A 12,113-nucleotide genomic window follows, 5' to 3' on the forward strand; every position below is an offset into this window, starting at 1 on the left:
ATGACACGGCCGAAGTCTTATCGCCGTTACGTATTCATCGAATCGAAGAAGCCCAGATTGTTCTTCGTCTCGCGCAGCTTTCCGAGCAGGAATTCGATCGCGTCGACCGTGCCCATCGGATTGAGGATACGGCGCAGCACATACATCTTCTTGAGGATGTCGGGCGCAACGAGCAGCTCTTCCTTGCGGGTGCCGGAGCGGGTGATGTCCAGCGCCGGGAAAATCCGCTTGTCGGAAACCTTGCGGTCGAGAATGATCTCGCTGTTGCCGGTGCCCTTGAACTCTTCGAAGATGACTTCGTCCATGCGCGAGCCCGTGTCTATCAAGGCCGTCGCGATGATCGTCAGCGACCCGCCTTCCTCGATATTGCGCGCCGCGCCGAAGAAGCGCTTGGGCCTCTGCAGCGCGTTGGCGTCGACGCCGCCGGTCAGCACCTTGCCGGACGACGGCACGACGGTGTTGTAGGCGCGCCCGAGCCGTGTGATCGAATCGAGCAGGATCACCACGTCGCGGCCGTGTTCGACGAGACGCTTCGCCTTCTCGATCACCATTTCGGCGACCTGCACGTGGCGCACCGCCGGCTCGTCGAAGGTCGAGGAGACCACCTCGCCCTTCACCGAGCGCTGCATGTCGGTGACTTCCTCAGGCCGCTCGTCGATGAGCAGCACGATGAGATAGCACTCGGGATGATTGGTCGTGATCGACTGCGCGATGTTCTGCAGCAGCACGGTCTTGCCGGTGCGCGGCGGCGCCACGACCAGCGCGCGCTGCCCTTTGCCGATCGGCGCGACGAGATCAATGATGCGCGACGAGAGATCCTTGCGGGTCGGGTCTTCGATCTCGAGCTTGAGGCGCTCGTCCGGATAGAGCGGCGTCAGATTGTCGAAGGGCACCTTGTGGCGCACCTTCTCGGGATCTTCGAAATTGATGCTGTTGACTTTTAACAGCGCGAAATAGCGTTCGCCCTCTTTAGGGCTTCGGATCATGCCCTCAACCGTGTCGCCGGTGCGCAGGCCGAACTTTCGGATCTGCGAGGGCGAGACGTAAATGTCGTCGGGACCGGCGAGATAATTCGCATCGGGCGAGCGCAGAAAGCCGAAGCCGTCCTGCAGCACTTCGACGACGCCGACGCCGACGATTTCGACGTCGCGACTCGCGAATTGTTTCAGAATCGCGAAGAGGAGTTCCTGTTTGCGCAGGAGAGAGGCGTTCTCGACTTCGTGCTCTTCGGCAAAAGCGAGGAGTTCGGCGGCGGACTTAGCCTTCAAGTCCGAAAGTTTAATTTCCCGCATTCAGGAGGAACCTTGGGTATTACTGGCGCGCAGATGGAAACGAGCCGGAGAGAAGAGGTGGGGCGGGGGAGACGGCCTTCGGGGAGCGCCGGCGAAAATCCGGCGATGCCGCTACAAGCAGACACGGGCCTCAGAGGGATAGGGTTCACTTAGACAATTTCCAGACATGAATCAAGAGTTCCGTTAAAGCGGCCTTAACGCGCCGGCCGGGCTCGCGCCGCTGGCGCAGCCGGACTGGCGCAGCCGAACTTGGGCGCCGCATAATCTTTTCCCCTTTGCTCATCTCACCCCTCTTCGCTCATGGGACTTCAGATGGCCGCCATCAATCTCGCTCGCTATCCGGTTCGATTGGACGGCGAAAGCGCCGACGTCGGCGACGCCGAGGAGCTTGTCGTCCTTCTCGACGTTCTCAACGGCCGCCGCGACCGGGACGTTCTCACGCAGCTGCGCCCGCATTTGCCGCAAATCATTCGCAAGCCTTCGGACCTGCCGCTACTGATGCGCGGGCTCGATCGCGACGACCAGATCTTCCTCGTCGAGGCAATGGGCGATTCCTTGGCCGACGCTCTGCAGACGGCGCGTCACCTGCGCGAGTTGCTGGCGACGATCGCGGAGCCGCAAGTCAGGTTGAGCGTCATCGACACTCTCGGCGGACCAGGATTGCGCAAACTTATCGTCACCGCGCGGGACCTTTCAGGCGCTCTCGAATGGACCTATGCGCAACGCAGCCGGCGGCTTCTTGAACTTCTCGGCGCCGATTATTTGCGTCGCCTCATCCGCCATGGCGACGATCTGGCGCTCGCGCTAAACGCACTTGCCGAAGACGCTCAAAGCGCGCTGTTCGACAGCATCGGATTCGCGCGCGTCGCGGAGTTGACGCGCAACGCGCGCGATCTGGCGCTGCTGCTGCGCGCGCTCCCACCCACCATCAGCGCGACTCTGCTTGATCAATTCGATCGCCAACAGCTTGTGGAGATCATCGGCGACCGTAGGGCGTGGATTTACCTCTACAATCGAATCAGGCCCGACGAGGCCGTCCAGTTGCTGGCCAAGCTCGGAGCAGACAATGCCCTATGAACCGTCGCGTATTTCGCGCCGTAAATCGCAAGACGTCGGTTCGCTCGCCCGGCTTCGCGGCAGCAAACGCCGGATGATTGACGCGCATCTTCACGTCGTCGATTTCGTCCAGGAGACGCCAGGAGGACCGGCGCTGATCGATCACATGGATCGCGCCAACGTCGATAAGGCGGTGATCTTCGGACTGCCCGTGCGCAAGCTATGGAACGAATACGACCGCGAGCCCCCGGACTATTATCTCGCCAATGACGCGCACTGCTATTATTACGCCTATACGGACGTCATCGTCGCCGAGATGGTGCGCGCTCTCCCCGCAGAGCATCAGAGCCGACTCTATCCGTTGATCTGCGGCTTCAATCCAGTCGATCGCTACGCCATTCGTCACGTCGAGCGGCTATATGCGCAATATCCCGACGTGTGGAGCGGCATTGGCGAAATGCTGTTGCGCCACGATGATCTTACCGCCTTCACATTTGGCGAAAATGCGCGGGCCAATCATCGCGCGCTCTACCCGATCTACGAATTTGCCGGCCACTACGACCTTCCGGTGCTGTTGCATCAAAACGTCACGGCCGTTTCGAAGGGCGATCATCCCGTCTATCTCTTCGAACTCGAAGAGGCGCTGCGCGAATTTCCGCGCACGCGCTTCATCTTCGCGCATTGCGGCATGTCGCGGCGGGTGAATGCGCCCTTCTATTATCAGATGGTCGAACGGCTGCTCGACCAATATCCTAACGTGTGCGTCGATTATTCATGGGTGATCTACGACGTCGCCATCTGCCCCGATTCCGCGCCTGACGAAAATTGGCTCGCGCTCACCGAACGTCATAGCGAGCGCATCTGTTTAGGCTCCGACCTCGTCGCCAAATTCGAACGCTTGGGACCAGAACTCCAACGCTACGACGTTTTTCTCGACGAGCTGAGCGACAAGGCCTGCGCAGATCTCTGCTGGCGAACCGCGGAGCGCATCTATGGCGCCAACAAGGGAAAGGTGAATGGCGTCGCACGGCCGATCGCGCCCGACTGGGAGAAGATCATCGCCTAGCGTCAGAACGGCTTGACGATCACCAGAATAACGACGCCGATCATCAGCAGGGTCGGCAGTTCATTGAAGATGCGATAGTAGCGCGGCGAATGAACATTGGCGTCCGCCGCGAAACGGCGCATCAGCGCGCCGTCATGAATATGCGCGGCGGTCAGCAGCACGACGAGCGTCGCTTTCGCATGAAACCATCCTGACGACAGCGCGCCGCCCTCAACGGCCAGATAGATTCCGGTCATCCAGGCGACGAGCATCGCCGGCGTCATGATGTAGCGATAGAGCCGCCGCTCCATGATCTTGAACGTCTCAGAGAGCGTCCCCTCGCCCGCGCTCGCATGGTAGACGAAGAGACGCGGCAGATAGAGAAGCCCCGCCATCCAAGAGATGATGGCGATGACATGCAGCGCCTTGATCCAGACGTACATCGTCACGCTCCCCGTCGTACGCGGGCGACAAGCCGCTCGACGTTTTCGATCGGCGTCTGTTGCAAGATGCCGTGACCCAGATTGAAAATATGCGGACGGCCTTCGAACGCGGCGAGAATTGAATCGACTTCGCGGTCGAGCGCTTCTCCGCCGGCGACAAGCACGAGAGGATCGAGATTGCCCTGCAGCGGCACATGCGATTCGGTTTGCGCAACGGCCCATGCGGGATCGAGCGCCGTATCGATGCCGTAAGCATCGGCGCCGATCATTTGCGTGAGCCTGGGCAAATGCGCGTCGGCGCCGCGTATGAAGGCGATCACAGGCGTTTGCGGATGGCGCGCTTTGACGCCTTCAACGATCCGCCGCACCGGCGCCGCCGACCAGCGCTGAAATTCATTTGCCGGCAAGACGCCGGCCCAGCTGTCGAAGATCTGCACGACCTCGACGCCAGCCTCGATCTGGCGCGCAAGATAGTCGATCGACGCGTCAACGACACGATCGATCAGCTGCGCGAAAGCGTCGGGATAACGATAGGCGAACAGACGCGCCGGCGCCTGATCGGGCGTGCCCTGCCCAGCGATCATATAACTCACGACCGTGAACGGCGCCCCGCAAAAGCCGATGAACGTCACGTCCGAAGGCAACGCGGTTTTTACAAGATCGATCGTCTCGAACACCGGCGAAAGATGCTCGATGTTGAATTCACCGAGCCGCTGCGCCTGCTCCGGGGTTTCAATCGGTTCAAGCCGCGGACCTGAGCCGCTCTCGAAGGAAACCCGTTGGCCCATGGCGTCGGGCACCACAAGAATGTCGGAGAACAAAATCGCGGCGTCGAAGTGAAAGCGCCGGATCGGCTGCAGCGTCACGTCGGCCGCCTTCTGCGGCGAATAACAAAAATCGAGGAAGCTCTTCGTCGTCGCCCGCACGTCGCGATATTCGGGAAGATAGCGGCCCGCCTGCCGCATCAGCCAGAGCGGCGGAACGCTTCGCACCTGTCTGCGCAGAACCGAAAGAAGCGCCTTCTCTTCCGCCATCGCGTTCGCTCCGTCTGTCGTCCTCGATAAGCGGGGTAGCGCGAAACGCCATTAAAAGAAAATTCATTTTAATAAGAATTGATTCTTCAGTTGTATCGCGTAGCGGACAAAAGTTAATTTTCATTAACCAGTCGCCCACAGGCGAGCCGCGAAGACCCGGTCGCGGGGCCGTAGCGGGAAAAATTCAGACAGCGAATGGAATCATGGACGTATCGGTCATTCTCGGCGCGACGGATTGTGGATGGCCTGTGAATCCCTCCTGTACCGGCGCCGGCGGGAATCCGTTCGACAGGGCTTCTCCTGTTGAGCGTTTGGGGACTCTATGCCCGCTAACCGAAGCGGAGCATTTTTTGAGCGCGTTTTATCCCCGCTCTTCGGCTTACGCGGGAGGGCTGTGGACGTGACCGGCAAGTCAACATCGACCTTCTGGCGCGAATCGGCGCCGCTGATTCTCGCCTCCAAGAGCGCCGGCCGGCGGCAGGCGCTGCTGCATTCGGGCGTCCCTTTCGAGATAATTCCCGCGGATGTTGACGAACGGGCGATCGAATCGCGGCTTGACGGCGCCGACGCCGACGCGATTGCTCTTGCGCTGGCGCGCGCCAAGGCGCTCGCCATTTCCGCTGACGGCCGGCTCGTGCTCGGCGCCGATCAGGTCGCAAGCTGCGAAGGCAGGATATTCGGCAAGCCGGCGGACATGCGGGAAGCCGAGACGCTCCTGCGGTTCCTCTCCGGCCGCCGGCACCGCCTGCATTCGGCGATCGCTCTGGCGCGCGACGGCGCCGTCGTCTTTGCGACGGTGGGCGTCGCCGACCTCACCATGCGCGCGCTGAGCGAGGACTTCATCGCCGCTTATCTTGCGGCGGTCGGCGACGCTGCGCTGACTTCGGCCGGCGCCTATCAGATCGAAGGCCTGGGCGCGCAACTCTTCTCCAAGGTCGAAGGCGATTACTGGACCATCATGGGGCTTCCGCTGCTGGAGCTCCTCGAGGCGCTTCGGCGCGAGGGGGCGCTCCTTTCGTGACACAGCCAAAGTTGCTGCGCGTGGGGCTGACCGGCTCGATCGGCATGGGCAAGTCGACGACGGCCGACATGTTTCGCGCCGAAGGCGCCGCGGTTCTCGATTCCGATCAGCTCGTGCATGACCTCTATAAAGGACCGGCGGCGGCCGAGATTGAGCGTGCGTTTCCCGGCGTCGTCGTGAATGGCGTCGTCGACCGTCCGCGGCTTTCCGCCCGCGTTCTTGACGATCCCGCGGCGCTCAAGCGTCTGGAAGCGATCGTGCATCCGATGGTTTGGGCGGCGCGCGACGCTCTGATCGAAGAACGTAAAAATCAGGGCGATCGCATCGTCGTTTTCGATATCCCGCTGCTCTTCGAAACCGGCGCCGAAAAGGACTTCGACGTCATTGTCGTGGTCACCGCGCCGGAAGATGTGCAAAAGGCGCGGGTTCTTGCCCGGGACGGCATGACGGCGGAGAAATTCGCGTCCATTCTGTCGAAGCAGACGCCTGATTCAGAAAAGCGCGCCCGCGCCGATTTCGTGGTCCACACAGACCGGGGTCTGGACGCAGCGCGCGAAGAGGTGCGAAACATCGTGAAAGCGCTTGACGCGCGGCTCGGGTGAAAAATGCGGGAGATCGTTCTCGATACTGAAACGACGGGGCTCGATCCCTCGAGCGGCCATCGCGTGGTCGAGATCGGCGCGGTCGAGATTTCCAATCTCATCCCGACAGGCAGGTATTTCCACCGCTATATCCATCCAGAGCGCGACATGCCGGACGAGGCCTTTCGAGTGCATGGCCTCTCGCGCGAATTTCTCGCGCAGCACAAGATCTTCAAGGAAATCGCCGCCGAATTTCTTGACTTTATCGAGGATGCGCCGCTGGTTATTCACAACGCCGAATTTGATACGCGCTTCCTCAACGCCGAATTCGCGCTCATGAATTTGCCGCCGCTCGGCGGCGGCCGCATCATCGACACGCTCGCCATGGCGCGCCGCCGCCATCCTGGCGGCCCCAATTCTCTCGACGCCTTGTGTCAGCGCTACGCCATCGATCTCTCGCGGCGCGAGAAACACGGCGCCCTGCTCGACGCCAATCTCCTCGCCGAGGTCTACGCCGAGCTTTGCGGGGGAAGGCAGTCGGCGCTGTCGCTTCAGACGGTTCAGGCGGTGCGCATCGCCGCCTTGAACGATCTGTTGCGCCGTCGCCCCGAGCCGCTCGCGCCGCGGTTAAGCGCGGCCGAAGAGACGGCCCACTCTGTCTTTGTCGCGACGATCAAATCCCCGATCTGGGACCGTTATCTCGCAAGCGACGAAAACGCGGCGCCGAGCGTCGCTGGTTAATTGGCCTGAGCGCCGCTCTGGACGCCCGCTTCGGCGGCCTTTTGCTGATAGAGCGCGACGAAGTCGATCGGATCGATATAGAGCGGCGGATAACCGCCCTTGCTCGTCGCGTCGGCCACAAGCTGGCGCACGAAGGGAAACAGCATACGCGGGCATTCGATCATCACGATCGGATGCACCTGCTCTTCGGGAATGTTCAACAGTCGGAACACGCCGCCATATTCAAGGTCGAGCTTGAAGAGGAGTCCGTCTCCCTCGCCCGCCTTGCAGTCGAGCATCAGACTGACTTCGAAGTCGGTCGGCGCCAGCTGTTTGGCGTTGACGTTGACTTGAATCGAAATGTTTGGCGCCTTTTCCTGCGCGCCGAGCGAACGCGGCGCATTGGGATTCTCGAAGGAGAAATCCTTCAGATATTGAGCAAGCGAATTGAGGGCCGGAGCGCCGCCCGGCGCTCCTTGCGCGCCGTTGCCATTGGTGTCGGTCATGTAGGATCTCCAGCAAAGCCGTTGTCATGAGAATTCGCGCCCGCCTAACACGTCTGTCAGAAGCGAACAAGGCGCGCCCCCGGTCGCTACTTCGGAGCGGTTCGCCGCGGGCGACGCGCGTCGCGACGCCATTCGCGCGGGTCGAGGTCGATGAGTCGCGGGTCTGCATTGCCGGAGCGCGCCCGTAGCCGCCGCGCCAGGCTCTGCCGCACGGACGGGGACTTCAGCGCCAACCCGACAAAATCCGAGGCGAAGCCCGGAAGGATGAGCAGGATCGAGGCGAGCGCCTGCATCGCCCCGTCCAGCATGGGCCCGTCGAGCGTGGCGGAGCTTTCGCCTCTCGCTTTGGCGGCCAATCCGGCGCGGACAAAATCGAGGAGGCGCCGCACGTCGGAGAGGCCCAGCAGCGAAGCACCGAGGGCGAGGACGATCGCCGCGAGAAGCCCGACGGCGCGGACGACAAGCGCGAAACACAGTATCTCGAGCACGATCCAGGTTGCGAGGACGGCGCCGACAAGCTTAGATTTCACCGAATCATCCGATCTTTGCGGCCCTACGTCGCCCGCGGCGATACGCCCGCCCCTTGATTCGTGACATGTACGCAGCGACATGATAGCCGACGACAAATTTATTCGGGAGTTGCCAATGCCGGCCTCCGGCGATCTGTTCGATCCCAGCCTTATCGTTTTCGCGGCGCTTGCGGTTTTCGTCATCTGGAAGCTGCGCTCGGTGCTCGGAATGCGGGTGGATCGCGAAACGCCGCCCCCGGCGCGCTTCGCGGCGCGCGGTTCTGCCCCGGCGGCAGTCGCCGCGGCGCCTGGCGTCGCGCCGATCGCCGAAGCGCCGTCGCGCCCCAGTGGCGCCGATCGCTGGGAGGGCGTGGCCGAGAAAGGCGTCGCCTCCGCCTGGAGCGGCCTCGACGCCGTGGCGGCGTCTGACCCCAATTTTGACGGCAAATCCTTCGTCAGCGGCGCGCGCCGCGCTTATGAACTCATCGTCACGGCCTTCGCCAAGGGCGACCGGGAAACTTTGAAGCCGCTGCTGGCGCAGGACGTGTTCGACGGGTTTTCGGCGGAGATCGCCCGGCGTGAGCAGCAGGGCGAAAGCATGGAGACCGCCGTCGTCGCGATCGACTCGGCGACGGTCGACGCCGCCCGGGCCGTTGGCGGCCGCAATGAGGTGACCGTCCGTTTCGTCGTTCGACTGATGAGCGTGCGGCGTGACCAGGCCGGCGAAACCATCGACGGCGGGCAGACGCGCAAGGTCGTCGAGCGCTGGACCTTTGCGCGCGACGCCAAGGCGAGCGATCCCAACTGGAAGCTCGTCGCGACGCAAACCGAAGACTGAGCATGTCGCGGAAGGCGCCGCAGTTTTCCGCTTCCGATCTGCTGCAAAACATACAATTCGAAGAGATCGACGGCTTTGCGGCCGACGATCTCTTCGCCGCCTTTGCCGCCTTCCGACGTTCCGCCGAGATCATCGACGCCAAGGCGCAAGAGCAACGTGGCGCCGTCGCGCCTCCCCCCTCGCTCGTCGCCGTCGCGCGCGCGGCGCTTGGCGCCATCGATCATCCTGACCGCTTCTTTCAGGACTGGTTTCGCCCGCACGTCATCAAGACCAAGGGCTTCGTGACCGCCTATTACGAGGTGGAGGTCGACGCCAGATTGTCGCCCGAGCCGGGCTTCGCGACCCCCGTCCTGTCGCGTCCGCGCGATCTCGTCACTCTGAACGAATCGCCGCTCTCGCTGCCGACCGGCGAGACGCTGACCAGCGCGCGACGGCAGGCCGATGGCGCGCTCGTGCCCTATCCCGATCGCCGCGCGATCGAAGAGGAAGGCGCGGCGCCGAGCGCGCATCCTCTCGCCTATGTTCGCGATCCCGTCGAACTGTTCCTCATCCAGGTGCAGGGTTCGGCGCGGCTGCGACTGCCCGGCGGCGGCGTCATGACGCTGACCTATGCGGGGCGCAACGGCTGGCCCTATACATCCGTTGGCCGGCTGATGATTGAGCGCGGGCTGGTCGCGAAAGCCGAGATGTCGCTCGATCTGATGAAGGAGACGTTGCGGCGGCTCGGAGTTGGTCCTGGCGACGCGGGTCGCCGGCTGATGCAGGAGAACCGTTCCTATGTTTTCTTCGAGATCGATGCGTCTGAGCGGCGCAGGATCGGACCGATCGGCGGGCAGGGCGCGCCGCTGACGCCGTTCCGGTCGATCGCCGTCGACCGCTCGATCTGGTGCTACGGCCTGCCCTTCTGGATTGCCGCGCAAATTCCATGGCAAGGAGAGGCGGAAACGCCATTTCGTCGACTGATGATCGCGCAGGACACCGGATCTGCCATAATTGGTCCTGCGCGCGCCGATTTTTTTTTCGGCGCGGGCGAAGCGGCGGGGAGGCGGGCTGGCGACATCCGGCACGCCGCCGAAATGATCGTGCTGCTGCCGAAGGATGTTGGGGACGATCCGTGAGCGAGGAGAATTCCCGCCGATATGCGCGCCGGCTGTCTCAGGCCGAGGCCGAGCTCTGGACAATAGCGACGGCTGACGTTCGACCTGCGCGGGCGCGTCCAAGAAAGCACGTGTCGCCCACGCCGGTGGCCGAAGTCCCCGCGCCCTTGTCGCCTTCGGAGCCTTCGGTCAACGGCCGCCCAGCGGCGCCGAAGCCGCCGCCGCGGCCGATCGACATCGACCCGCGCACTTTCGTGAAGATCAAGCGCGGACGAATCGACGTCGACGCCAAACTCGATCTTCACGGGCTGCGGCAGGCGGAGGCGCAGCGCTCGCTAACGGCCTTCCTGCGCAGATGTCAGGTGAATGGCGCGCGAATCGCGATCATCGTGACGGGCAAGGGGCTGACGCGGGACGAAGGCGGCGTGCTGCGCCGCGTCGTGCCGATGTGGCTCGAAGCGCCGAATCTGCGCGACGTCGTCGTCGGCTTTGGCGAAGCCGCCCGCCACCACGGCGGCGAGGGCGCGCTCTATGTGCGCATCCGCCGGGCGGATCGGATGCGCTAAGCCTGCTGTCCGGCCGCGCCCGAGACCTCGGCGGCAGGCAGCGCCACGGGTTCGGCGGGGCGGGTCAAAAAGGCGGCCGGAATGTTCGGCTTGCCTTCCTCGGTCAGATGTTGCGCGGAATCCGGCGGCGGCTTCCATTCGAAGGCGTCGAGCCGGCCGGTGACCGGCGACATCGGCAGCCAGTTCTTGGAGACGACGCCATCGGCGATCCAGACAGGATCGCGCGGCGCGCGCGAGCCGCGGGCGAGCCATTCGCGCACCGGACCTGACGGTCCGTGTTCTCCGTCTTCGATCTCCGCCATCAGCAGACAGGTGTGCGCCGTCGGATGACGTTCGGCGGCGAGGAGCGGCGCGAGCGCGGCGCGCGCCTTGGCGAAATCGCGCGCCGACAGTGCGACCTCCGCGACGATATGCCGGCTTTCCGGCGCATTGGGGGCGGCGCGGGCGAGCCTTTCCACCCGCGCGAGCTTCGTCGTATTCGATTCGCCTGATAGCGCTTCGAGATAGGCGGCGGCGAGGTCAGGATGCGGTTTCGTCGCCCAGACCGTTTCGATTAGCTTCAGCGACTGCTTCTGGTCGCCATGGCGGGCAAGCACCCGCGCCGCGGCCACGGCGGCTGGCGCGAAGCCCGGCCGGCGCTTCAACGCCTGGCGTGCGAGATGAAGCGCGTCATGTGGATGATCGCGCTCCTTCTCCATCGCCATGGCGGTTTCGATCACGGCGCGGAGGTTCTGCGCTGTCGGCGCGTCAATCGCCTTGGCGGTAAGACTGGCCTCGATCGCCTCGCGCGCCTTCTGCCAGTCGCCCTGCGCGGCCAGATGTTCGAGCATCGCGGCGCCCGCCCAGGGCACGGGCGCGATGTCATGCGCCTCCTTGGCGAAATGATGCGCCGCGTCCGCGTCATCGCGTCGGCGCGCCTCGATATGCAGCCCGCGGAGCCCGAGCAGCTTGGTCTCCGGCTTCAAGGTCATTTTGTGGAAGGTCTCTTCCGCAACCCGCCGATCGCCGGCGAGCTGCGCGGCCTGGGCCTTCAGCACCTGTGTGAGCGGCTCGCTTGGCAGCAGCCGTTCGGCGACGTGCGCGGCCTTGCGGGCGCGGGCGGCGTCGCCGGAGCCGACGGCGATGAATCCCTGCGAAAGCGCATCGAATCCCTTATCCCGCCGCTTCGTTCGCGATCCGCCGCTCCAGCGGCCAGGCAGCCGCAGCACCGCCATGGCGATCGCCCAAAGGACGACCGTCGCGGCGATGATCAGCAGCAGACCTGCCACCGCCACCGGTATCGACGCTTCAAACTGGTAGCCGGCGAAATCCAGCGTCAGCGAACCGGGCTGTTCGATCAGCAATTCGAGGCCATAGGCGACCGCGGCAAGCGCGATGATGAAGAAGAACAGAAACAGCATGGCGA

The 12,113-nt window shown here is 63.5% G+C and carries 14 protein-coding genes; 8 read left to right on the top strand and 6 right to left on the bottom strand.

Annotated elements, in window-relative coordinates:
- Window positions 1-26: 26 nt before the first annotated feature.
- Window positions 27-1,292, bottom strand: coding sequence for a transcription termination factor Rho (gene rho / locus A3OO_RS0103410; RefSeq protein ID WP_018406432.1), 1,266 nt, complete (start codon window positions 1,290-1,292; stop codon window positions 27-29).
- A gap of 312 nt (window positions 1,293-1,604) precedes the next feature.
- Between rho and A3OO_RS0103415 the strand changes: the two genes are divergently transcribed.
- Entirely contained in the window at window positions 1,605-2,369 is a 765-nt protein-coding gene (locus tag A3OO_RS0103415) for a hypothetical protein (RefSeq protein ID WP_198008746.1), read from the top strand.
- A complete protein-coding gene (locus A3OO_RS0103420; RefSeq protein ID WP_018406434.1) occupies window positions 2,359-3,414 on the top strand; it encodes an amidohydrolase family protein in 1,056 nt (351 codons plus the stop codon). The genes A3OO_RS0103415 and A3OO_RS0103420 overlap by 11 nt, the downstream gene beginning before the upstream one ends.
- 2 nt (window positions 3,415-3,416) lie before the next feature.
- Here the strand turns inward: A3OO_RS0103420 and hemJ are convergent, their stop codons facing one another.
- Window positions 3,417-3,836, bottom strand: a complete 420-nt coding sequence (gene hemJ, locus A3OO_RS0103425; RefSeq protein ID WP_018406435.1) for a protoporphyrinogen oxidase HemJ — start codon at window positions 3,834-3,836, stop codon at window positions 3,417-3,419.
- Window positions 3,837-3,838: 2 nt separating this feature from the next.
- On the bottom strand, window positions 3,839-4,870 hold the full coding sequence (gene hemE, locus A3OO_RS0103430) for a uroporphyrinogen decarboxylase (protein WP_018406436.1): 1,032 nt from the start codon (window positions 4,868-4,870) through the stop codon (window positions 3,839-3,841).
- A gap of 394 nt (window positions 4,871-5,264) precedes the next feature.
- Here hemE and A3OO_RS21050 point away from each other — a divergent pair, with 394 nt between their 5' ends.
- Genes A3OO_RS21050 through dnaQ form a run of 3 tightly spaced genes read left to right on the top strand, consistent with a single transcriptional unit; the run spans window position 5,265 to window position 7,213 of the window.
- Complete coding sequence (locus tag A3OO_RS21050) at window positions 5,265-5,891, top strand: Maf family protein (RefSeq protein ID WP_018406437.1); 627 nt, start codon at window positions 5,265-5,267, stop codon at window positions 5,889-5,891.
- Window positions 5,892-5,902: 11 nt separating this feature from the next.
- A complete protein-coding gene (coaE, locus tag A3OO_RS0103440) occupies window positions 5,903-6,493 on the top strand; it encodes a dephospho-CoA kinase (RefSeq protein WP_018406438.1) in 591 nt (196 codons plus the stop codon).
- A 3-nt stretch (window positions 6,494-6,496) separates the two neighbouring features.
- Window positions 6,497-7,213 (top strand): DNA polymerase III subunit epsilon, encoded by a 717-nt coding sequence (dnaQ, locus tag A3OO_RS0103445; protein ID WP_018406439.1) that lies wholly within the window; start codon window positions 6,497-6,499, stop codon window positions 7,211-7,213.
- Here the strand turns inward: dnaQ and secB are convergent.
- Window positions 7,210-7,698, bottom strand: a complete 489-nt coding sequence (gene secB, locus A3OO_RS0103450) for a protein-export chaperone SecB (RefSeq protein WP_018406440.1) — start codon at window positions 7,696-7,698, stop codon at window positions 7,210-7,212. The two genes, dnaQ and secB, sit on opposite strands and share 4 nt — an antisense overlap.
- Window positions 7,699-7,784: 86 nt before the next feature.
- A complete protein-coding gene (locus tag A3OO_RS0103455) occupies window positions 7,785-8,228 on the bottom strand; it encodes an FxsA family protein (protein WP_018406441.1) in 444 nt (147 codons plus the stop codon).
- Between the two features lie 115 nt (window positions 8,229-8,343).
- On the opposite strand from A3OO_RS0103455, the gene A3OO_RS0103460 reads away from it, so the two are divergent.
- From A3OO_RS0103460 to A3OO_RS0103470, 3 genes are all read left to right on the top strand, one after another.
- Complete coding sequence (locus A3OO_RS0103460; protein WP_156824740.1) at window positions 8,344-9,045, top strand: Tim44/TimA family putative adaptor protein; 702 nt, start codon at window positions 8,344-8,346, stop codon at window positions 9,043-9,045.
- A 2-nt stretch (window positions 9,046-9,047) separates the two neighbouring features.
- Window positions 9,048-10,163 (top strand): murein transglycosylase A, encoded by a 1,116-nt coding sequence (gene mltA, locus A3OO_RS0103465; RefSeq protein ID WP_018406443.1) that lies wholly within the window; start codon window positions 9,048-9,050, stop codon window positions 10,161-10,163.
- Between the two features lie 110 nt (window positions 10,164-10,273).
- A complete protein-coding gene (locus A3OO_RS0103470; protein WP_245257094.1) occupies window positions 10,274-10,708 on the top strand; it encodes a Smr/MutS family protein in 435 nt (144 codons plus the stop codon).
- Here the strand turns inward: A3OO_RS0103470 and A3OO_RS0103475 are convergent.
- Window positions 10,705-12,108 carry a heme biosynthesis protein HemY gene (locus A3OO_RS0103475; RefSeq protein ID WP_018406445.1) on the bottom strand — a complete coding sequence of 468 codons (1,404 nt, stop codon included), beginning with the start codon at window positions 12,106-12,108 and terminating at the stop codon, window positions 10,705-10,707. The genes A3OO_RS0103470 and A3OO_RS0103475 overlap by 4 nt on opposite strands.
- Between the last annotated feature and the right edge of the window lie 5 nt (window positions 12,109-12,113).

The sequence above is a fragment of the Methylocystis rosea SV97 genome (assembly GCF_000372845.1).
GTDB classification, from domain to species: domain Bacteria; phylum Pseudomonadota; class Alphaproteobacteria; order Rhizobiales; family Beijerinckiaceae; genus Methylocystis; species Methylocystis rosea.